Consider the following 20,413-nt stretch of genomic DNA (forward strand, 5'->3'; position numbering starts at 1 on the left):
CACGCCTCACTCCAGGAGAAAAACCGTGCAAGGCAAACCCAGAATCGCTGTCATCGGCGCCGGTCTCGGCGGCACCGCGGGCGCGGCGCTCATGGCGCGCGCCGGCTTCAATGTACGCCTGTACGAGCAGGCGCCGGCCTTCTCCCGGCTGGGGGCGGGCATCCATCTCGGGCCCAACGTGATGAAGATCATGCGGCGCATCGGCATCGAGGACGAGCTCAACCGCCAGGGCTCGCACCCGGACTACTGGTACAGCCGCGACTGGCGGACCGGCGAAGAACTGGCCCGCATCCCGCTGGGCGATTACGCCGTCTCGCATTACGGCGCCACGTACCTGACGGTGCATCGCGGCGACTTCCATGCCCTGATGACCGCCGCCCTGCCGGCGGGCCTGCTGCAGTTCAACAAGCGCCTGACGCGCGTGGACGAGGACGACGAGGTGGTGCGCCTGCACTTCGCCGACGGCTCGGTCGAGGAGGCAGAGATCGTGATCGGCGCCGACGGCGTCAACTCCCGGCTGCGCGAACACCTGCTGGGCGCCGAACTGCCCAAGTACACCGGCTACGTGGCGCACCGCGCGGTATTCCCCACGCCGCTGGACAGCGGCTCGCTGCCTTTCGACATGTGCGTCAAGTGGTGGTCGGACGATCGCCATATGATGGTCTACTTCGTCACCGGCAAGCGTGATGAAATCTATTACGTGACCGGCGTGCCCGAGCAGCAATGGGACATGGGCAAGAGCTGGGTGCCCAGCAGCAAGGCCGAAATGCGCGCGGCCTTCGCCGGCTGGCATCCGACCGTGCAGGCGCTCATCGAGGCCACGCCCGAGGTTTCCAAATGGCCCCTGCTCGAACGCGATCCGCTGCCGCTGTGGAGCCGCGGCCGCATCGTGCTGCTGGGCGATGCCTGCCACCCGATGAAACCGCACATGGCGCAAGGCGCGGCCATGGCGATCGAGGACGCCGCCATGCTGACGCGCATCTTCGAGCAGACCGGGCTGCAGGACCACGCCGCCGCCTTCCGCCTGTACGAGGACAACCGCGCCGAACGCGCCAGCCGCGTGCAACGGGTATCGCACGACAATACGTGGCTGCGCACCAACGAAAACCCGGACTGGTGCTTCGGCTACGACGTGTACGCCGAGCCGCTGGTCGAAGGCAGGCGCGCGGCGGCCTGAAGCCGCCCGCCGCCGGCGCGCCACCAGGGGTTATCCCCCTGGCCGCGCGCCGCCCAGTCCGGATAACCTGCGCAGCTTGCCGCGCCGCATCGAGGTTTGCCGTATCGCCATGCCTGCAGCCACTCGCGACTTCACGCTCGAGGTCAACGCCAGCCGCCACACGGTGACGGCGGATCCCGACACCCCGCTGCTTTACATCCTGCGCAACGACCTGTGCCTGAACGGGCCCAAGTTCGGCTGCGGACTGGGCGAGTGCGGCGCATGCGCCGTGCTGGTCGACGGCGTGGCCGCGCGCGCCTGCACGATACCCGTGCGCGGCGCGGCCGGGCACGCCATCACCACGCTCGAAGGGCTGGGCACGCCGCAGGCGCCCGGCCCGGTGCAGCAGGCCTTCATCGACGAACAGGCCGCGCAATGCGGATACTGCCTCAACGGCATGATCATGGCCATCCAGGCGCTGCTGCTGCGCAATGCCGCGCCGACCGACGCAGACATCCGCCGCGAGTTGCAGTATCACCTGTGCCGCTGCGGCACGCATATCGAAATCATGGCGGCGGCGCGCCGCGCGGCGCGCCTGTGGGCCGCGCGACAGGCATGAGCCGCGCCGACCCGCCGCAGGCCGCCCCCATGGCCGCCCTGCCGGCCGGCGGCGCCGACCTGGCGCCGCCAGCCGCCGGCGTGCTGGCCGGCCTGGTGCTGCGCCCCCCGCGCGCCAGCTGGAACGGCGAACGCTATACCGGCCCTCACGCCGCCCATGCCGACGCCAGCGCCTTGCAAGGCTTGCCCGGCATCGTGCACGTGCTCGTGGCGCGGGATTTCGTCGGCATCGTCGCCACCCGGCCGGAGCTGGCGCAGCAGGCCGCCGCGCGGCTGCCGGTGCAGTGGCGCGCCGCGCCGCCGGCGGCCGACGCCCACCCGTTGTGGCAACAAGGCCGCGCGGACGCGGCCGCGTCGATGCCGTTCGAACAGCGCTACCGCTGGCCGGCGGCCGACAGCCTCGGCATGTCGACCTGGGCGCTGGCCTGGTGGCGCGACGGCGCGCTGACCGTCTGGACGGCCGCCGCCGCGCCGGCGCTGCGGCGCGAACTGGCCGCCTTGCTGGACCTGCCGCCCGATGCGGTGCGCGTGCTGGCATATGGCCCCCCGCCGGGGCAAGCCGCCGACATCGCCGCCATCGACACGGCCGCCGACGCGGCGCTGCTGTCGCGCGCCGTGGGCCAGCCGGTACGCGTGGCCGGCAACCCTGTTCCCTGGCCGGCGGCGCCGTCCAGCGGCGCGATCCGGCTGGGCGCCGACTTCGACGCGCAGGGCGGCATTGCCGCGCTGCGCATCCACCACGACGGCGCCAGCCTGCCCCGCCCCAGCCTGGCCCGCCTGCTGGCCGGCGGCACGGCCGCCGCGCCCGCCGACGCCCCGCCCTACCGCTTTGCCGCCGCCCGGCTGGCCGCCGACAGCCAGGGCGCCCTGCCGCCCGGCGCGGCCCGCCTGCCCGGGCAGCGCGCGGCGCAGGTGTTCGCGCTGGAGTCGTTCCTCGACGAGGCCGCGGTCCGCGCCGGCGTCGACCCGGTCGAGTACCGGCTGCGCCACCTGGACGACGCGCGCGGCGCGGCGCTGATCCGGCAAGTCGCGCAGCAGGCCGGCTGGCAGGCCGCCGGGCGCGGCGGACGCGGCTTCGCCTATGCCAGCGTCATCGACGACAGCACCGACCCGCCGCTGCGCAGCTGGTCGGCCTGGGTCGCCGACGTGGCGGTCGACCCCGACAGCGGCAAGGTCGCGCTGACCCGCGTGGTGGTCGGCCACGACCTCGAAGAGGCGGCCGCGCCCGGCCAGGACGCGCCGCGCATCGAGCAGCATCTGCGCGACACCGCGGGCCGCCTGCTCGGCGCGCCGGCCGCCTACGACGACTGGGGCGTCCCCGCCGCGCCCGCCGCCTGCCAGCTGCCGACGCCGGAAGTCGTACGCCCTGCCCGCGCGCTGGCCACGCCAACCGCGCTGGCCTGGTCCGAGGCCGCCTCGCTGCCCGCCGCGGCCGCGGTGGCCAACGCGATTTTCGACGCCACCGGCGTGCGCCTGCGCGAACCGCCCTTCAACGGCGCGCAGGCGCGCCGCGCGCTGTCAGCCGCCCGGCGGGCCCCGCGCGGCAACCGTGGCGCCTACGCCTGGCTCAGCGGCATTGCCGCCGCGGCGGCCGGGCTGGTTGTCGCCGCCTGGCCGTGGCGCCCGGCCATCGCGCCCATCGCCGGCCCCGAACCCGGCCTGTACTCTGCCGCGGCGATCGAGCGCGGCCGGCTGGTGGCCGCCGCGGGCGATTGCGTGGTGTGCCACACTGCGCCCGGCGGCGCGCCCAATGCCGGCGGGCTGGCGCTGGACACGCCGTTCGGCGCCATCCACACCACCAACATCACGCCCGACGTCGCGACCGGCATCGGGCAATGGTCATACGCGGCGTTCGAGCGCGCCATGCGCCAAGGCATCCACCGCGATGGCCGCCAGCTGTACCCCGCCTTTCCCTACACCTCGTTCGCCAAGCTGAGCGAAGCCGACATGCAGGCGCTGTACGCCTACCTGATGGCGCAGCCGCCGGTGGCGGCCACGCCGCCGCCGACGCGCCTGCCCTTCCCCTACAACCTGCGCCCGCTGATGGCCGGCTGGAATGCGCTGTTCCACGATCCGCGCCCCTACCAGCCCGACCCCGAACGCTCCACGCTGTGGAACCGCGGCGCCTATCTGGTGCAGGGCGCCGGGCACTGCGGGGCCTGCCACACGCCGCGCAACAGCCTGGGCGCCGAACGCGGCGGCGCGCGGCATTTCCTGGGCGGCGGCGTGGCCGAGGGCTGGGACGCGCCCGCCCTGAACGCCTTGTCGCGCGCGCCCGTGCCGTGGACCGAACAGGACCTCTACGCGTATCTGCGCACCGGCTTCTCGGCGCGCCACGGCGTGGCCGCCGGCCCGATGGCGCCGGTCGTGCAAAGCATGGCCCAGCTGCCCGACGCGGACGTGCGCGCCATGGCGCACTATCTGTCGTCGCTGGGCCCGCCCGCCGACAGCGTCGACGTCGACGCCACGGTGCAGGCGCTGGAAAACGCCAGCGAACCCGGCACGCGCCTGCTGCCGCCGAACGGCGAACGCCTGTTCCAGGGCGCGTGCGCCGTCTGCCACGAAACGCGCAATACCGCGCCGCAATTCGGCGTGCGGCCGTCGCTGGCGCTCAATACCAACCTGCACAGCGCGCGCCCCGACAATCTGATCCAGGTCATCCTGCACGGCATCGTCGAGCCCGCCAATGGCCAGCTGGGCTACATGCCCGCCTTCGGCGACAGCCTGGACGCCGGACAGGTCGCCGACCTGGTGCAATACATGCGCGCCCGCTTCGCGCCGGACGAACCGGCCTGGCGGGACGTCGCGCAACGGGTGCGGGAGCTGTCGCGGCAGGAATGAGCGGCGCCGCCGGCAACAGGTGCCTGTCCCAACCGGGACAGGCACCTGTTGCCCGCGCCAGGCAGCACTCACACCGTCAGGTAGGCGCGGCGCACTTCCTCGTTGTCGGCCAGTTCGGCCATCGACCCGCTGTAGCGGATCTGGCCCTTCTCCAGCACATAGACGCGATCGGAAACCAGCTCGGCGAAATGCACGTTCTGCTCCGACAGCAGGATGCTGGCGCCTTGCGCCTTCAGCGCCAGGATCATGCCGGCCATCTGCTCGACGATGACCGGCGCCACCCCCTCGGAGGGTTCGTCCAGCAGCACCAGGAAAGGGTTGCCCATCAGCGTGCGGGCCACCGTCAGCATCTGCTGCTCGCCGCCGCTCATCTGCCCGCCCGGACGGTCCTGCATGGCGCCCAGGTTGGGAAACAGCTCGTACAGCGCGTCCGGCTGCCAGTTCAGCGCCGCGCTGCCGTCCGGCCAGCGCCGCGCCGGCTGGCGCCCCACTTCCAGGTTCTCGGTGACCGTGAGATCGGTGAACACGCGCCGGTCCTCGGGCACGAAACCCAGCCCCAGCCGCGCGATCTCGAACGGCTGCATGCCGGCGATGTCGCGGCCCATGAACTCGACCGCGCCGCGCCGCTTGGCCAGCAGGCCCATGATGGCCTTGAAGGTGGTGGACTTGCCCGCGCCGTTGCGTCCCATCAGCGCCACGACCTCGCCGCGCCGCACCTCCAGGTCCACGTCGAACAGGATATGGGCGGCGCCATACCAGGCATTGAGTCCCGCCACGCGCAGCAGCGCGGGCGCCTGCGTGGCGGCGGCGCGGGCAGGCTCGGCGACTGTGTTCATGCTGCGGCTCCGGCGGAATGTTTCTCGAAGGTCTTGCCGGTGCCGAAATACACTTCCTGCACCTTGGGATGGTTGCGGATCTCCTGCGCGCTCCCCTCGGCGATGAGGCGGCCGCGCGCCAGCACGATCATGCGGTCCGCGTACGCGAACACCACGTCCATGCTGTGCTCGGTGAACAGCACCGCCATGCCCCGATCGACCACCAGCCGCTTGGTCAAGGCCATCAGCGCATTGCGCTCCTGCGGCGCCATGCCGGCGGTGGGCTCGTCCATCAGCAGCAGCTTGGGGTCGTTGGCCAGCCCCATGGCCAGCTCGACCCGCTTGACATCGCCATAGGCCAGCTCGCTGCAGGGCCGCTCGGCCTGGTCGCGCATGCCCACCTGCTCGAGCAGCGCCAGCGCCGGCTCGCGGTACTGGCGCGCCGCCAGCGAGCCGAACGAAAAGATGCGGCGATGATGCGACAACAGCGCCATCTGCACGTTCTCGGCCACCGTCAGCGAGGCGAAGGTCGCCGCGATCTGGAAGGTGCGGCCCACGCCCAGGCGCCAGATGTCGCGCGGGCGCATGCCCACCAGCTCGTGGCCGTCCAGCCTGACCGAGCCCGTGGTGGCCGGCAGCTGTCCGCCCACCATGTTGAAGGTGGTGGACTTACCCGCCCCGTTGGGGCCGATCAACGCCAGCAGTTCGCCGGCCGCCAGATCGAAGCTGATGTCATCGACGGCCCGCACGCCGCCAAACGCCTTGCTGAGATTCCTGACCTGCAACAGACTCATGCCTGCTTCTCCCGCGGTCCGCCGACGAAGGCGCCGCCATTGCGCGGCGGCCGGTCCTTGCCGGCGCGCGCGCTCCACCATTGCCCCGCCTGCTGGCAGAATCCCGCGATCCCCTGCGGGAACACCAGCACCAGCAGGAGGATGACGCCGCCGAACAGCGCGCGCCAGTACTCGGTGGCGCGCATGATGTAATCCTGCAGCACGTTGAACGCCGTCGCGCCCACGACCGGGCCGATCAGGGTCTGGATGCCGCCCAGCAGCACCATCACCAGGCCGTCGACCGATTTGCTGACCGCCATGGTGTCGGGCGAAATGCTGCCCTTGGAAAACGCATACAGCGCTCCGGCCAGGCCGCCGAACGCGCCTGCCACCACGAAGGCCGCCCACTGCACCCGCTTGACGTCGATGCCGATGGCGTCGGCGCGCAGGCTGGAATCGCGCCCGGCGCGCATCGCGTAGCCGAATGGCGAGAACAGCACGCGCCGCAGGCCCAGCACGGCGGCCGCGACCACGGCCAGCGCCAGATAGTAGTAGGCGGTGCCGGACAGCCACTCGGCCGGCCAGACGCCGATCATGCCGTTGGAGCCGCCGGTGAAGTCGTCCCACTGGAACACCACCGACCAGACGATTTGCGAGAACGCCAGGGTCAGCATGGCCAGGTAGACGCCCGACAGGCGCACGCAGAACCAGCCGAACACCAGCGCGCCCAGCGCGGCCACCAGTGGCGCGAAGGCCAGCGCCGCTTCCATGGGCAGCGCAGCGGCCTTCAGCAGCAAGGCCGCGCCGTAGGCGCCCAGCCCGAAGTACGCCGCGTGGCCGAACGAATGCATGCCGCCCGGCCCCATCATGAAATGCAGGCTGACGGCAAACAGCGCGGCGATCAGGATGTCCTGCGTCAGCACCACCGCGTACGGCAGCCACTGCGCCAGCAGCGGCAGCACCGCCAGCGCGGCCAGCAGCACGCCCCACAGGATGCGCAGACGCGGCCCGGCGGGCCGCAGCGGCGCCTCGATGGGCGCCGAGTTGCGGCTGGCGCCCTGCGGGCGCCCGAACAGGCCCCAGGGGCGAAACACCAGCACCAGCGCCATGAAGGCGAACTCCACCACCAGCGTCAGCTTGGAAAACGAAATGCTCAGGCCCAGCAGGGTCACGGTGCCCAGGCCGATGCACAGCGCCTTGATCTCGGCGATGATGAGCGCGGCCACATAGGCGCCCGGAATCGATCCCATGCCGCCCACCACCACGATGACGAACGCATCGCCGATGGTGCGCAGGTCCAGGCTCAGGCTGGCCGGCTCGCGCGGCAGCTGCAGCGCGCCGCCCAGCCCGGCCAGCATGGCGCCCAGCGCGAACACCCCGGTGAACAGCCAGGCCTGGTTCACGCCCAGCGCGCCGAGCATCTCGCGGTCTTGCGTGGCCGCGCGCACCAGGGTGCCCCAGCGCGTGCGCGTGAGCAGCAGCCAGAGCAGCCCCAGCACCACCGGCCCGACCACGATCAGCACCAGGTTGTAGACCGGATACTGGCGGCCCAGCAGGTCGACCGCGCCGGTCAGGCCCGGCGCGCGCCGCCCCAGCAGATCCTCGGCGCCCCAGATCCACAGCGCGGCGTCGTTGATGACCAGCACCAGGGCGAAGGTCGCCAGCAGCTGGAACAGCTCCGGCGCGCGATAGATGCGGCGCAACAGCACGACCTCGATGGCCGCGCCCACCACGCCGACGGCCAGCGCCGCGGCCAGCAGGCCGAACCAGAAACCCAGCGCGGTGCCGCCCACGCGCTCGACGATCGAATACGCCACGTACACGCCCAGCATGTAGAGCGAGCCGTGCGCGAAATTGACGATGCGCGTCACGCCGAAAATCAGCGAGAGCCCGGCCGCCACCAGGAACAGCGACGATGCCTCGGCCAGCCCGTTGAGCAGCTGCGCCAGGAAACCTGTCAGATCCATAACCGCGATACCTCTAGGAAATCACGCATCGTCGCGACGATGCACCCCGCCCGCGACGGCGCGTCCGCGACACGGACGCGCCGCGCGTGGATCAATCGGCCTTGCGCAGCTTGCGCACTTCCTCGTCCGCAGGCTGGGCGGCGGCGCCATCGACATAGCGGAAGTCGACCATCACGCCCTTGCCGTCCCTGGACGCCAGCTTGCCCACATAAGCCCCCATGGTGGACTGGTTGTCCAGCGTGCGGTATTCGATCGGACCGAACGGGATGGTCAGCTTCAGGCCCGCGAACGCCTTGATCATGGACTCGGTGTCGGTCTTGCCGCCGGCGCGCTTGATGCCCTCGGCCAGCGACTTGATGGCGCTGTAGCCCACCACCGAACCCAGGCGCGGATAATCCTTGAACTTGGCCTGGTAGGCCTTCAGGAACGCCTGGTGCTCGGGGGTTTCGATGAACTGCCACGGATAGCCGGTGACGATCCAGCCGGCCGGCGTCTCGTCGCGGAAGGTATCGAGGTACTCCGGCTCGCCGGTCAGCACGCTGACCACCGGCCGGTCCTTGAACAGCCCGCGCGTCGTGCCCTCGCGCACGAACTTGGTCACGTCGGCGGCGAACAGCACGTTGAAAATCGCGTCGGGCTTGGAGTCGGCCAGCGCCTGCACCACGCTGCCGGCATCGACCTTGCCCAGCGGCGCGGCCTGTTCCGAGACGAACTCGATGTCGGGCTGGCCGGCCTTCATCAGCGTCTTGAAGGTCGCCACGGCCGACTGGCCGTATTCGTAGTTGGGGTAGACGATGGCCCAGCGCTTTTTCTTCAGCTTCAGCGCCTCGGGCACCAGCATGGCGACCTGCATGTAGGTCGAGGTGCGCAGGCGGTAGGTGTAGCGGTTGCCGTCCTGCCAGACGATCTTGTCGGTCAGCGGCTCGCTGGCCAGGAAGAACACTTTCTTCTGCTTGGCGAAGTCGGTCAGCGCCAGGCCGATGTGCGACAGGAACGAGCCGGTCAGCATGTCCACGCGTTCGCGCGAGATCAGTTCCTCGGCGGCGCGCACCGCCTCGCCCGGGTTGGCGTTGTCATCGCGGATCACCAGCTCCAGCTTCTTGCCCGCGATGCCGCCCGCGTCGTTGACCTCGTCCAGCGCCAGCTGCATGCCCTTCTTGTAGGGCTCGAGAAAGGCGGGCTGCGACTTGTAGCTGTTGATCTCGCCGATCTTGATGGTGTCCTGCGCCCAGGCCGATGCGCCCAGCAGCGTCAGGCAGGTTGCGCCCAGCAATCGGGCGTAGCGGTTGCGACCGTTCATGATTTTTCCCCTTGAGTTGACGACGGTATCACTGCGTGTGGACGCGGCTAGCCTGCAAGCCTGGACGCGCGGGATATGATAAAGCGTACACACTTGAATTCTGCATGTAAACACCAAGCCGGCACGCTATAACCACATCGTTGAAAAGGCTATTCGAATTTCTACGGGAATACCCGAATATCCACACAAAATCATTGAATTACAAATCAATAAAATGCAGGGAAAACGCCTTTTGCTGCCTGCATCGACGTCCCGCGAGATTGATGGCAAAGCCAAAAATTAGAGTGTTGACGCTTTAATTTGCCTAGTACTTTCCCCTACACTTCGGGCTGCCGTCCGACAGGATCGTCGGCGTCGCTCATCTTGCGCAGCAGGTAGACGATGGCCACGCGCTCGGCGGGATTGAGCCCGCCGAAGGTGCTTTGCGTGATCTGCTCGGCAAACGGCACCATTTCCTCGACCAGCGAACGTCCGTCGGACGTGAGCGTCACCAGCACCTTGCGGCGGTCGGCCGGGTCGTGCGAGACGGCCAGCAGCTTGCGCGCCTTCAGGCGCTCGATGACGCCGCGCACGGTAGCCTGGTCGATGGCGGTCGCCTTGACCACGTCGACCAGCGAGCACGCGCCCTGGTCGCGCAGCGCGCACAGCACCACGAACTGCGCCGCGGTCAGCTTGGAATCGGGAATGGTCTGCTGGAAGATCGCCACGTGGCGCTGGTAGGCGCGCCGCAACAAATGGCCGACCTGCTCGGAAAAATGATAAGGACCGGGCGGCACATCGGGTTTGTCCTGGGATGCGGGCATAGGCTCCTGCGGCGCGCCGCCGCGGCCGCGCGCCCCGCTCGCCGGCAAGGCACGCCACGGCAGTCCGCCTTCACCTCGAAGAGTCAAAGTGGCTGCGAAAAGTACGGCAAGTGTAAGGGCATACGGCCAGCCCTCAAACCCGCGAGACGGCAAGCGCCGCCGCCGCAAAGCAAAAAGCCGCCATGCGCAAGGCATGGCGGCTTTTCATATTGGCGCGCCCGGCAGGATTCGAACCCACGACCCCTTGGTTCGTAGCCAAGTACTCTATCCAACTGAGCTACGGGCGCTGTAAAGAGGCGAAATTATACCGCGTTTTTTCAAACTGTCCAGCCGTGTTTTCAAACCGCGCGGCGACGGGTGCGCCGGTACAGCACCAGGCTGTCGCCCCAGCCGATCAGGGCCATCAACCCGGCGGCCCAGTTCAGCAGGTAGGCATGCGCGGCCATGGCGTCCAGCAGCGGCGCATCGGAGACCCGCGCCGCCTCCGGCACCACGCCATGGCCCACCAGCAACACCAGCAGGGCCGCCATCGTCCAGGTGGCCGCGGGGCCCCACCATTTGGCGGCGCTTCTCATAGATTGGCTCATTGCACAATACGTCAGTGGATTTTTTTACAGCATACAAAAGATTGCCCTCATCCAAAAGTGCTATCTGAAGGATGGTGTAAGGGCGGTACGCCAAATGGCGCCCTATTCAAACGGTGGCGTCATTTCTAAGATGGCCTCCACCCCATCAATCGGCCACGTCCCGCGCGGATCTGGCGTTTTCGTAGAACGCTGTCCTATGAACAACGAACAAACCAGGCGTACCCGGCCCGCATCCGTGCGCGGCCTGCGGCGGACTCGGCTGCTGGTGGCGGGGCTGGCGTTCGTGGGCGCGGCGGCCGCCGCCGCCCCGCCGGTGCGGGATCAGGTGCAGGAGGCCAGCCGCAGCGGCGCGGCCAACCTGGCGCTGGACCTGGCCACCGAACACCGGTCGCTGTTCACGCCGCTGGAATATGCGCAGCTGCAGCATGCCGCGATCGCCCAGCGCCTGCGCTGGTCGCGTGCCGAAACCTGGAACCTGACCGGGCCGGAGCGTTTCGCGACGCTGGACGCGGCGCTGGCCGATGGCTGGCAACTGCTCGACAGCCTGCCGCTGGCGCCCGAATATGCGTCGCTGCGCACGGCGGTGATCAGCGACATGATCTATGGCCTGGGCCTGCGCGGCCGCTACGCGGACGCCATCAAGCTGTACGAGGGGCTGCGCGCCACCAATACGCCGGTGCACCCCTACGTGCTGGTTTCGGCCGGCAACGCCTACGCCTACGAAGAGCGCTACGACGAGTCGATCGCCTGCTACGAGGAAGCGCTGGCCAAGGCCGGCCCGGGCGACATCGACCGCGTCCCGACCCAGGAGTCGCTGTTCTTCGCCTATATGGACCGCGGCCGCTACGAGGATGCCGAAGAGCTCTTGCAGCGCATCGAGAAAACCTCGCCGCAATATGTCGAGAACGCGCCGGTGGCCGAACGGCCCAATGAAGACTACGCCACGGCGCAGCGCCTGCGCGCGCAGTACCTGATGTATTCCGGCGAAACCGAGGCCGGCACGCTGGCCATCGACGCGCTGCAGCACGATGCGCCGTTCAGCTCGGGCCTGCGCAACGCGGCGGCCAGCGCGCGGCTGGGCGATGCCCGCCCGCGCGAGGCCAAGGCGGCGTTCACCACCGCGCTGGCCGAGCGGCCGGACGATATCCAGGCCATGACCGGCCTGGCGCGCGCCTCGATGGCGCTGCGCGAATACCCCGAGGCCGAAGCCATCGTCAACACGCTGTCCGAGCGCTTTCCCGAAAGCAGCAGCGTGCGCAATCTCAAGCGCGACTACGAGGTGTACCAGTCGCCGCTCCTGACCATGGATTTCGGCGGAGACATCGGCCACGGCGGCGACAACAGCAGCAACGACAACTCCACCATCGCCAACCGGGAATGGTCGCTCAACACCATGCTGTACACCAGCCCGATCTCGCACAACTACCGCCTGTTCTTCCACCAGTTCACCGGCTATGCGGACCTGGGCGACGGCGACAAGTCGCGGGTGCGCAACGGCGCCGGCCTGGAGTACCGCCGCGGCAGCATCGAGGCCTCGACCGAGCTGCACCAGTCCACCGGCCCGTCGGGCCGGTTCGGCGCCTCGGCCAATGTGGCCTGGCAACCATCGGACGGCTGGCGGCTGGCCGCCAACTTCGACAGCGACAGCAACGACCTGCCGTGGAAGGCCTACCGGGCCGGCATCCATGGCTGGAGCAGCGGCGTGTCGGCGCGCTACCAGCCGACCGAGCGCACCTATTACGACGTGGCCTACCAGCTGCAGCGCTATAGCGACTCGAACACCCGCCAGACCATCGGCGCCACCTGGTTCCAGAACCTGTGGACCGTGCCGCGCCACAGCGTCAGCACCTGGACCAGCGTGGCGTACTCGAACAACAGCAAGACCAACACCGAGTACTTCAGCCCCGACCATGACCTGACCGCGCAGGTCACCGCCATGTACGAATGGCGTCCGTGGCGCGACGGCCAGTACGCGTTCCGCCAGCGCGTCTACGCCACCGGCGGGGTCTACAACCAGGCCGAGCACGGCAACAGCGCCCTGTGGCAGCTGCGCCTGGAGCAGGTCTGGGACCTGCCGCGCCAGACCAGCATCACCTACGGCGTGGGCTATGGCCGCCACAGCTATGACGGCGACCCGGAGAACCGCACCTTGTTCTACCTCACCCTGAACATTCCCTTCTGAGCACCATGACCACCATGCACCGGACCCTGCTGAAATGGCTTGCCTGCTGCGCGCTGGGCCTGCTGATGCTGCCCGCGCACGCCTACAAGGTGGACATGCTCCCGCCCCCGGATCCCGACGACGGCCTGACGTTCCGGGTGCTGTGCATGCACGACGTGCGCGACAACCTGCGCGCCTCGTTCGCCGACATGCCCGATCAGTTCGCCATCGAGACGCGCACGCTGACCGACCTGTTCGAGTGGATACGCGTAAAGGGACTCAACCCGGTCAGCATGCAGCAGATCATCGACTCGCGCGCCGGCGTGCGCCCGCTGCCGCCGCGCCCCATCCTGCTGACCTTCGACGACGGCTACGCCAGCACCTACACCAAGGTGTTTCCGCTGCTGAAGAAATTCAACTACCCCGCGGTGGTCGCCGTCGTCACCAGCTGGACCGACGCGCCGGCCGGCACCAAGATCCGCCTCAGCCCCAAGATCGAAGTGCCGCACGACTTCTTCATGACCTGGGCGCAGCTGCGCGAAATGGCGCAATCCGGCCTGGTCGAGCTGGCCTCCCATTCGCACAACATGCACCGCGGCGTGCTGGCCAACCCGCAGGGCAATGAACAGCCGGCGGCGTCCTCGCGCCAGTACCTGCCGGCCAGCGGCCGCTACGAGAACGACGCCGAATACCGCGCCCGCGTGCGGCAGGACCTCAAGACCAGCGCCGACCTGATCCGCGAACACACCGGCGTGACCATCCGCTCCATCGTCTGGCCCTATGGCGCGCACAACCGCGACACCGACCAGGTGGCCGCCGAACTGGGCCTGAACATCGGCCTGACGCTGCAGCCCGGCCCCAACACACCCGACGTGGCGCTGACGCAGATCCGTCGCAGCCTGGTGGACTACGAGGTCAACGTCGCCACGGTGGCCCGCGCCATGCGCGAACCGGTCAGCTACCACGGCCAGGTCCGTCCCATCGAGCGCATCGTGCAGGTCGACCTGGACTACATCTACGACCCCGACCCCGAGCAGCAGAACCGCAACCTCGGCCAGCTGATCGACCGCATGAAGGACCTGGCGCCCAGCGCCGTCTACCTGCAGGCCTTCGCCGACCCCAAGGGCGACGGCGACATCACCGAGGTGTACTTTCCCAACCGCCACCTGCCGATGCGCGCCGACCTGTTCAACCGCGTGGCCTGGCAGCTGAAAACCCGCGCCGGCGTGATGGTGTACGCCTGGCTGCCCGTGCTGACCTTCTCGGTGCCGCCCGGCAACCCGGCCTACGGCAAGGTGGTGCAGTCGACGACCCGCAAGCCCGGCGAGCGCGGCCTGGGCAGCCCGACCCGGCTCAGCCCGTTCCACCCGGACGCCCACCGCGTCATCAGCGAGATCTACGAAGACCTCGCCAAGGCGGCCCACTTCGACGGCCTGCTGTTCCATGACGACGCCGTGCTCGACGACACCGAGGACAGCAGCCCCGAGGCGCTGGCCACCTACCAGGGCTGGGGCCTGCCGCCCGACATCGCGGCGATACGCGCCGACCCCAAGCTGGCCCAGCAATGGTCCAAGGGCAAGATCCGCTACCTGATCGACTTCACGATGCACCTGCGCCATATCGTGTCCGGCTACCAGAACGACCGCGACATGGTGGTGGCGCGCAATCTCTACGCCCAGCCGGTGCTCGATCCCGTCTCCGAGGCGTGGTACGGCCAGAGCCTGCCGGAATTCCTCAAGAGCTACGATTTCGTGGCGTTGATGGCCATGCCCAACATGGAAGGCGCCGCGCGGCCCGAGCAATGGATGCGCCAGCTGGTGGCCGCCGTGGCGCGCCAGAAGGGCCTGGAGCGCACCATCTTCGAGCTGCAGGCGCGCGACTGGCGCGTGGGCAAGCCGATCGATACCGAGATACTGCGCAGGCAGATGGTGCAATTGCGCAGCCTGGGCGCCATCAACTACGGCTACTACCCGGACGATTTCATCGCCAACCACCCTGACGCCGAAGTGCTGCGCGATGTGATGTCGCTCAAGTCGACGCTGGAAAAGCGCCGCCTGACCAAGGCCCAGGAACTATCGCGCCAGACCACGCTGTACGGCAGCGCGTCGCAGGCCGAGCCGACGCAGAGGTAGCCCATGAACGACTCCGTCAAGAGCGTGCTGTCCAGCTTCGTTTTCTACTACCCGTTCTTCATGTCGTACTTCTGGATCGTGGGCGGGCTGCTGCACTTCTTCCTGTTCGAGCAGGGGCGCAAGCACCGCGCCACGCTGCTGCCGCGGGTGCCGCGCGTGGCCATCGTCGTGCCCTGCTACAACGAGGGCGAGAACGTGGCCGAGGTGATCGCGCACCTGGACCGCATGCACTACCCGAACTACCGCATCATCGCCGTCAACGATGGCAGCCGCGACAATACCGGGGCGCTGCTCAACGAGCTGGCCGAGCAATACCCGCGCCTGCTGGTGGTGCACCAGAGCCGCAACGAGGGCAAGGCGATCGGCCTGAACACGGCCGCGCAGCTCAGCGACGCCGAGTTCCTGCTGTGCATCGACGGGGACTCGCTGCCCCACCCCGACTCGATCACCTACATGCTGACGCATTTCCTGCACGCCGGCCACGTCGGCGCGGTCACCGGCAACCCGCGCATCCGCAACCGCTCGACGGTGCTGGGCCGCATGCAGGTGGGCGAATTCTCGTCCATCGTGGGGCTGATCAAGCGCACCCAGCAGCTCTACGGCAAGCTGATGACCGTCTCCGGCGTCATGACCATGTTCCGCAAGCAGGCGCTGCACCAGGTCGGCTACTGGAGCCCCGACATGCAGACCGAGGACATCGACATCAGCTGGAAGCTGCAGCTGGCGGGCTGGACCCTGCGCTACGAGCCGCGCGCGCTGACCTGGATCCTGATGCCCGAGACCTTCCGCGGGCTGTTCAAGCAGCGCTACCGCTGGGCGCGCGGCGGCATCGAGACCGCGCTGAAATACGCCCCGCGCATGCTCAACCCGCGCCAGATCCTGATGTGGCCGATCTTCCTGGAGTTCAGCCTGAGCGTGCTATGGGCCTACGCCATGCTGTTCCTGATCTGCATGGCCGTGCTGGGCCAGTTCGTGGCCCTGCCGCCCGCCTGGCAGTTCGAGATATTCCCGCGCTGGCACGGCACGCTGCTGTTCCTGACCTGCCTGGCGCAGCTGTTTGCCGGCTGCATCGTCGACCGCGCCTACGACTACCGGATCTTCCGCTATTTCGCCGACGCCGTCTGGTATCCGATCGCGTTCTGGATCATCGGCATGATCACCACCGTATTCGCGCTGCCGCGCGTCCTGTTTCGCCGAGCCCAAAGCCGGGCGCGGTGGGTAAGCCCCGACCGAGGAATCAAACATGAAAGCGTTGATCATTGATATAAGCGCGTCGCCGCTGCGCGAGTATGTGCACCAGCACGGGGTGGCCGATGGCTTGCTGTACGGCTGCTGGTACCGCATCGTGCGTCCCTTGCTGGTCATCCTGACCTGGGTCGCGTTCAGCCTGTACATCCATCACTCGCTGGTCACGGTGGGCGGCACCGCCGCGCAGATCGCCGAGCTGCTGGTCTATATCACCGTGGTCGCGACCATGGCGGCGGCGCTCACGGCCTGGATGATCGTCTGCCGCTTCCATGGCTGGATCCGCGCGCGCGACAACGAAGAGGTCGGCGTGGGGCTGGACCCCGAATATGCGCTGCCGCCGCGCTGGCCGCTGCCGGAAGGCGCCAACCGCCTGCTGGTCGACCATGACGAAGCCGGCGCCATCGTCCAGGTCAGCGCCTGGTACGTGCCGGCGGAGATCGAACCGGTCGCGGCCGCCGCCGCGGGGCCCGTGGCGGCGCCCGCGCTCATGCCGCAGCCGGTGCCGCGACCGGAGCCCGCGCCGCTCGCCGCGGCGCCGCCCGACGAAGCGGACGAACCGCCCGCCTGGAGCGGGCCGCCCATGCAACGGCAGCCCGACGGACGCATCGAGCCCACGCTGCACGACGGCCGCGCCCTGACCCTGTAAGCGCTCAGGCGAGCGCGGGGTAGTCCGTATAGCCGCGCTCGCCGCCGCCATAGAACGTATCGCGATCACCCTCGTTCAGCGCCGCGCCCTGGCGCAGGCGCGCCACCAGGTCGGGGTTGGCGATGAACGGCTTGCCGAACGCCACCAGGTCGGCCTGCCCGCTGGACAGTTTCTCTTCGGCCAGGCTGGCGTCGTAGCCGTTGTTCACCATCCAGGCGCCGGCGCCGCCCGCGGCGCGGTAGGCCGCCTGGAGCGCCGCGTAGTCGAACGGAGCCGGCCCCTGCTGGTAGGCGCGGTCGCCGCCGGTCGCCCCCTCGATCACGTGCACGTAGGCCAGGCCGCGCCGCGCCAGCTCGCGCAGCACGTATTCGAACAAGGGCTGCGGCTGGTCGTCGTGCGCGTCATTGGCCGGCGTGACCGGCGAGAGCCGGATGCCGACGCGGTCGGCGCCGACCTCGGCGCAGACCGCATCGAGCGCCTGCAGCAGCAGCCGCGCCCGGTTCTCGATCGAGCCGCCGTACGCGTCGTCGCGATGGTTGCTGCCCGAACGCAGGAACTGGTCCAGCAGGTAGCCGTTGGCGGCATGCAGCTCGACGCCGTCGAAACCCGTGTCGATCGCGGCCCGGGCGGCGCGCCGGTAATCCTCCACGATGCCCGGCAATTCGTCCAGCGCCAGCGCGCGGGGCTCCGAGGTCTCGGCGAACTGCCCCTTGCCCTGCGCGTCGACCAGGTACGTGCGGGCCTGGGCGCGGATCGCCGAAGGCGCGACCGGCGCGCCCTGCTCCGGCTGCAGGGTGGTATGCGAAATGCGCCCGACGTGCCACAGCTGCACCACGATCGTGCCGCCGGCCGCGTGCACCGCGTCCGTCACGCGCCGCCAGCCGGCCAGTTGTTCGGGCGCGTACAGCCCCGGCACATCCGCGTAGCCCTGGCCCTGGTGGGAAATGGCGGTGGCTTCGGTGATGATCAGGCCGGCGCTGGCGCGCTGCGCGTAGTAGGTGGCCGTCAAGGGCGGCGGCACGGCATTGGGCGAACGGTTGCGCGTCAACGGCGCCATCACGATGCGGTTGGCGAGCCGCAGTTTGCCGGCGGTCAGCGGTTGGAACAGCGTGGACATGGATTTACCTCTCGGATAGGCGGACGACCGGCGGACGGCTCTACAGCTCGGCCTGCATGGTCTGGAGAAACTCGGCAATGCAGGCCTCATTGCGCTGGTAGAACACCCATTGGCCGACCCGGCGGCTCTGGATGAGCCCCGCGCGCTGCAGGATGGCCAGATGGGTGGACACGGTGGATTGCGACAGGCCGCAACGCTCGAACTGGCCGGCGCACACGCCCAGCTCCAGCGGGTGCTCCTGCCGCGGGAAATGCCGCCGCGGCTCCTTGAGCCAGGCCAGGATGTTGCGCCGCGCCGGATGCGCCAGCGCCTTGAGAATGTCTTCGGTATTGATGGCCATGCGAGTGCCTCATTGCGTGTTCGCATCATATATCGAAAAATCTAGATATACAGATATATCGATATAACAGCAGGGTTTTACGCCGGCCGGACGCAATCGGCGCGGCTCGCGCCGTCCGCGTGCGCTTAGCGCACAGATCGCCGGCGTACGGGCGGGATCGGCGCGCCGCTCCTACGATGGCCGCTCCCGCAACCGAACGAGACCGCCATGACCCGACCCAGCGACATCAAGCCCCGTGAAGGGGATACGCCCGGCACCCCCTACGCCGCCTTCGTCGAAGGCGCCGAGCTGGGCCCGGTGTCCTTCGACATCACCCCGGCCATCGTCCAGGAGTATTTCGAGGCCTCCCAGGCCGATCCCGCCCTGTACGAGGTGGATGGCCGCCAGGCCGCCGCGCCGAACGTCATCCTGCCGTACATGACCGTGCCGGTGTACCAGACCTACCCGCCGATCCAGGGCATCGTGATGGCGGAACTGGAAATGTCCTGGCACCGCCCGATCTGGGCCGACGAGACCACCCGCGTGACCGCCACCGGCACGATCCTGCGCAAATTCGAGAAGCGCGGCCGCCGCTACGTGCAATGGGAAGGCCGCTTCCGCGACGCGGACGGCCAGCGCATCGCCACCTTGCTCAACACCTTCCACGTCCCGGAGTAAGTCCGCATGCAACGCACACTCGACATCACCCAGGCCATGATCGACGGCTACGGCCGCATCAACGGCGACAACGACATCATCCACTACGACCACGACTATGCGGTGCAGCGCGGCTTTCGCGGCACCCTGCTGCACGGCCCGCACATGACCGCGCTGGCCGCCGACCTGGGCGCCCGCCGCTATGCGCGCGACTGGCTGTACCGCGGCAAGCTGCACACGAAATGGATCGGCCCGGTCTGCCCCGGCGACACCTTCGTCGCGGCGCTGAACGAACAGGGCGAGATCGAGGCCGTGGCCGGCGGCAAGACCGTGATGGTCGGCAGCGCCTCGCTGGTCGACTGAAGGGGACGCGCCCGTGCAACCGCCCTCCCATGCGCCCCGGCAGCTCGCGGCCGCCGACCTCGCCATCGGCCAGGTCGTCGCGCAGCGGGAAATACGCCTGGACGCCCAGGCCTTCGCGCAATTCGCCGCGCTCACGGGCGATGCCCATCCGATCCACTACGATGCCGGCTACGCACAGCGCCAGGGCCTGCGCGCGCCGATCGCGCACGGCCTGCTGCTGGTGGCCATCAGCGCGCTCGGCGCCACGCCGCTGTCGGCGCAGCTGCACGACGCCATGGTCGCGATGGTGGGCGTCGAGGCGGTGTTCATGCGCCCGGTCTACGTGGACGAGACGGTGCAGTGCGTCTACCGGGTCGCGCAGATCGAACCCGTTGCCAAGGGCCGCTCGAAGACCACGATAGAAGTCTCCATCCACACGGCGCACGCGCCCGCCGACGCGGCGCGCCAGGCGCACTGCGTGGTCCACCTGACGTTCCTGTTGAAAACCCACCTCCAGGGGTAACCCATGCATTCCAGTCTGCAGGCCGTGCTGCCGCCCGGCGCCAATCCGAACTCGACCTTCTCGCCCGCAGTCCGGGCGGGCGGATTCCTCTACATCTCGGGCATGACGGCGCTCAACGAGCAGCGCGAGATCGTCGGCGAGGGCGATATCGCCGCGCAGGCGCGCTACATCTACCGGAAGATCGCCGCCGTCCTCGCCCAGGCCGGCGCGGACCTGAGCCAGGTCGTCGAGACCGTCGACTATGTCACGACCTTCGACGGCTACGGCCAGACCGCCGACGTGCGCCGCGAGGTCTTCGGCCCGGGTCCGTTCCCGGCCGCCACCGGCGTGCTGGTGAGCGGCCTGGTGCGTCCGACGGCCTTGATCGAGATCCGCGCCGTCGCCTATCTGGGCTGAACCCGCGGCGGC

At 69.0% G+C, this 20,413-nt stretch carries 19 protein-coding genes and 1 tRNA gene; 11 read left to right on the forward strand and 9 right to left on the reverse strand.

All coding sequences use genetic code 11. The annotated features are described in order from the left end of the window. Positions 1-25: 25 nt before the first annotated feature. From CAL11_RS15520 to CAL11_RS15530, 3 genes are all read left to right on the forward strand, one after another. Entirely contained in the window at positions 26-1,177 is a 1,152-nt protein-coding gene (locus tag CAL11_RS15520) for an FAD-dependent monooxygenase (RefSeq protein ID WP_033463255.1), read from the forward strand. 109 nt (positions 1,178-1,286) lie between these two features. Continuing rightward, positions 1,287-1,775 (forward strand): (2Fe-2S)-binding protein, encoded by a 489-nt coding sequence (locus tag CAL11_RS15525; protein ID WP_033463257.1) that lies wholly within the window; start codon positions 1,287-1,289, stop codon positions 1,773-1,775. Further along, a complete protein-coding gene (locus CAL11_RS15530) occupies positions 1,772-4,615 on the forward strand; it encodes a molybdopterin-dependent oxidoreductase (RefSeq protein WP_086094597.1) in 2,844 nt (947 codons plus the stop codon). The genes CAL11_RS15525 and CAL11_RS15530 overlap by 4 nt, the downstream gene beginning before the upstream one ends. Before the next feature lie 68 nt (positions 4,616-4,683). On the opposite strand, the gene CAL11_RS15535 is transcribed toward CAL11_RS15530, so the two are convergent. From CAL11_RS15535 to CAL11_RS15565, 7 genes are all read right to left on the reverse strand, one after another. After that, positions 4,684-5,451: an ABC transporter ATP-binding protein gene (locus tag CAL11_RS15535; protein WP_086093415.1), complete on the reverse strand. Its 768-nt coding sequence runs from the start codon at positions 5,449-5,451 to the stop codon at positions 4,684-4,686. After that, the gene (locus tag CAL11_RS15540) at positions 5,448-6,224 is read right to left on the reverse strand and encodes an ABC transporter ATP-binding protein (protein WP_033465520.1); all 777 of its coding nucleotides are present in this window, start codon (positions 6,222-6,224) and stop codon (positions 5,448-5,450) included. The genes CAL11_RS15535 and CAL11_RS15540 overlap by 4 nt, the downstream gene beginning before the upstream one ends. After that, complete coding sequence (locus CAL11_RS15545) at positions 6,221-8,170, reverse strand: ABC transporter permease (RefSeq protein ID WP_086093416.1); 1,950 nt, start codon at positions 8,168-8,170, stop codon at positions 6,221-6,223. Before CAL11_RS15545 ends, CAL11_RS15540 begins: the two co-directional genes overlap by 4 nt. A 91-nt stretch (positions 8,171-8,261) precedes the next feature. Continuing rightward, positions 8,262-9,470, reverse strand: a complete 1,209-nt coding sequence (locus CAL11_RS15550) for an ABC transporter substrate-binding protein (protein WP_086093417.1) — start codon at positions 9,468-9,470, stop codon at positions 8,262-8,264. Positions 9,471-9,787: 317 nt separating this feature from the next. Continuing rightward, positions 9,788-10,273, reverse strand: a complete 486-nt coding sequence (gene bpsR, locus CAL11_RS15555) for a MarR family transcriptional regulator BpsR (RefSeq protein ID WP_086094598.1) — start codon at positions 10,271-10,273, stop codon at positions 9,788-9,790. A 210-nt stretch (positions 10,274-10,483) separates the two neighbouring features. Continuing rightward, a tRNA-Arg gene (locus CAL11_RS15560) sits at positions 10,484-10,560 on the reverse strand. Positions 10,561-10,611: 51 nt separating this feature from the next. Next, the gene (locus CAL11_RS15565; RefSeq protein WP_033465529.1) at positions 10,612-10,848 is read right to left on the reverse strand and encodes a hypothetical protein; all 237 of its coding nucleotides are present in this window, start codon (positions 10,846-10,848) and stop codon (positions 10,612-10,614) included. Positions 10,849-11,056: 208 nt separating this feature from the next. Between CAL11_RS15565 and pgaA the strand changes: the two genes are divergently transcribed. The 4 genes from pgaA to CAL11_RS15585 are packed head-to-tail and all read left to right on the forward strand — an operon-like array spanning position 11,057 to position 17,047. Further along, positions 11,057-13,042, forward strand: coding sequence for a poly-beta-1,6 N-acetyl-D-glucosamine export porin PgaA (pgaA, locus tag CAL11_RS15570; RefSeq protein ID WP_068925621.1), 1,986 nt, complete (start codon positions 11,057-11,059; stop codon positions 13,040-13,042). A gap of 5 nt (positions 13,043-13,047) precedes the next feature. Next, complete coding sequence (gene pgaB, locus CAL11_RS15575) at positions 13,048-15,153, forward strand: poly-beta-1,6-N-acetyl-D-glucosamine N-deacetylase PgaB (protein WP_086093418.1); 2,106 nt, start codon at positions 13,048-13,050, stop codon at positions 15,151-15,153. A gap of 3 nt (positions 15,154-15,156) precedes the next feature. Continuing rightward, positions 15,157-16,416 carry a poly-beta-1,6-N-acetyl-D-glucosamine synthase gene (gene pgaC / locus CAL11_RS15580; protein ID WP_003820153.1) on the forward strand — a complete coding sequence of 420 codons (1,260 nt, stop codon included), beginning with the start codon at positions 15,157-15,159 and terminating at the stop codon, positions 16,414-16,416. Beyond that, positions 16,397-17,047 carry a hypothetical protein gene (locus tag CAL11_RS15585; protein WP_086093419.1) on the forward strand — a complete coding sequence of 217 codons (651 nt, stop codon included), beginning with the start codon at positions 16,397-16,399 and terminating at the stop codon, positions 17,045-17,047. Before pgaC ends, CAL11_RS15585 begins: the two co-directional genes overlap by 20 nt. Before the next feature lie 4 nt (positions 17,048-17,051). Here CAL11_RS15585 and CAL11_RS15590 read toward each other — a convergent pair whose 3' ends face one another. Together CAL11_RS15590 and CAL11_RS15595 are read right to left on the reverse strand one after the other, a co-directional pair. Further along, positions 17,052-18,164, reverse strand: a complete 1,113-nt coding sequence (locus CAL11_RS15590) for an alkene reductase (RefSeq protein ID WP_033465537.1) — start codon at positions 18,162-18,164, stop codon at positions 17,052-17,054. A gap of 40 nt (positions 18,165-18,204) precedes the next feature. Next, a complete protein-coding gene (locus CAL11_RS15595; RefSeq protein WP_080699872.1) occupies positions 18,205-18,504 on the reverse strand; it encodes an ArsR/SmtB family transcription factor in 300 nt (99 codons plus the stop codon). 207 nt (positions 18,505-18,711) lie between these two features. On the opposite strand from CAL11_RS15595, the gene CAL11_RS15600 reads away from it, so the two are divergent. Genes CAL11_RS15600 through CAL11_RS15615 form a run of 4 tightly spaced genes read left to right on the forward strand, consistent with a single transcriptional unit; the run spans position 18,712 to position 20,401 of the window. Next, positions 18,712-19,161, forward strand: coding sequence for a PaaI family thioesterase (locus CAL11_RS15600; protein WP_086093420.1), 450 nt, complete (start codon positions 18,712-18,714; stop codon positions 19,159-19,161). Positions 19,162-19,167: 6 nt separating this feature from the next. Beyond that, on the forward strand, positions 19,168-19,503 hold the full coding sequence (locus CAL11_RS15605; RefSeq protein ID WP_086093421.1) for a MaoC family dehydratase: 336 nt from the start codon (positions 19,168-19,170) through the stop codon (positions 19,501-19,503). A gap of 13 nt (positions 19,504-19,516) precedes the next feature. Further along, positions 19,517-20,005 (forward strand): MaoC family dehydratase, encoded by a 489-nt coding sequence (locus CAL11_RS15610; RefSeq protein WP_086093422.1) that lies wholly within the window; start codon positions 19,517-19,519, stop codon positions 20,003-20,005. 3 nt (positions 20,006-20,008) lie between these two features. Continuing rightward, positions 20,009-20,401, forward strand: a complete 393-nt coding sequence (locus tag CAL11_RS15615) for a RidA family protein (protein WP_033465546.1) — start codon at positions 20,009-20,011, stop codon at positions 20,399-20,401. The last annotated feature ends 12 nt before the right edge of the window (positions 20,402-20,413 follow it).

The sequence above is a fragment of the Bordetella genomosp. 6 genome, from assembly GCF_002119705.1.
GTDB classification, from domain to species: domain Bacteria; phylum Pseudomonadota; class Gammaproteobacteria; order Burkholderiales; family Burkholderiaceae_B; genus Bordetella; species Bordetella bronchiseptica_F.

Coding starts and splice junctions, on each gene's coding strand:
- CAL11_RS15525 (WP_033463257.1), top strand. CDS start 1,287: ATGCCTGCAGCCACTCGCGACTTCACGCTCGAGGTCAACGCCAGCCGC.
- CAL11_RS15530 (WP_086094597.1), top strand. CDS start 1,772: ATGAGCCGCGCCGACCCGCCGCAGGCCGCCCCCATGGCCGCCCTGCCG.
- CAL11_RS15535 (WP_086093415.1), bottom strand. CDS start 5,451: ATGAACACAGTCGCCGAGCCTGCCCGCGCCGCCGCCACGCAGGCGCCC.
- CAL11_RS15540 (WP_033465520.1), bottom strand. CDS start 6,224: ATGAGTCTGTTGCAGGTCAGGAATCTCAGCAAGGCGTTTGGCGGCGTG.
- CAL11_RS15545 (WP_086093416.1), bottom strand. CDS start 8,170: ATGGATCTGACAGGTTTCCTGGCGCAGCTGCTCAACGGGCTGGCCGAG.
- CAL11_RS15550 (WP_086093417.1), bottom strand. CDS start 9,470: ATGAACGGTCGCAACCGCTACGCCCGATTGCTGGGCGCAACCTGCCTG.
- bpsR (WP_086094598.1), bottom strand. CDS start 10,273: ATGCCCGCATCCCAGGACAAACCCGATGTGCCGCCCGGTCCTTATCAT.
- CAL11_RS15565 (WP_033465529.1), bottom strand. CDS start 10,848: ATGAGAAGCGCCGCCAAATGGTGGGGCCCCGCGGCCACCTGGACGATG.
- pgaA (WP_068925621.1), top strand. CDS start 11,057: ATGAACAACGAACAAACCAGGCGTACCCGGCCCGCATCCGTGCGCGGC.
- pgaB (WP_086093418.1), top strand. CDS start 13,048: ATGACCACCATGCACCGGACCCTGCTGAAATGGCTTGCCTGCTGCGCG.
- pgaC (WP_003820153.1), top strand. CDS start 15,157: ATGAACGACTCCGTCAAGAGCGTGCTGTCCAGCTTCGTTTTCTACTAC.
- CAL11_RS15585 (WP_086093419.1), top strand. CDS start 16,397: ATGAAAGCGTTGATCATTGATATAAGCGCGTCGCCGCTGCGCGAGTAT.
- CAL11_RS15590 (WP_033465537.1), bottom strand. CDS start 18,164: ATGTCCACGCTGTTCCAACCGCTGACCGCCGGCAAACTGCGGCTCGCC.
- CAL11_RS15595 (WP_080699872.1), bottom strand. CDS start 18,504: ATGGCCATCAATACCGAAGACATTCTCAAGGCGCTGGCGCATCCGGCG.
- CAL11_RS15600 (WP_086093420.1), top strand. CDS start 18,712: ATGACCCGACCCAGCGACATCAAGCCCCGTGAAGGGGATACGCCCGGC.
- CAL11_RS15605 (WP_086093421.1), top strand. CDS start 19,168: ATGCAACGCACACTCGACATCACCCAGGCCATGATCGACGGCTACGGC.
- CAL11_RS15615 (WP_033465546.1), top strand. CDS start 20,009: ATGCATTCCAGTCTGCAGGCCGTGCTGCCGCCCGGCGCCAATCCGAAC.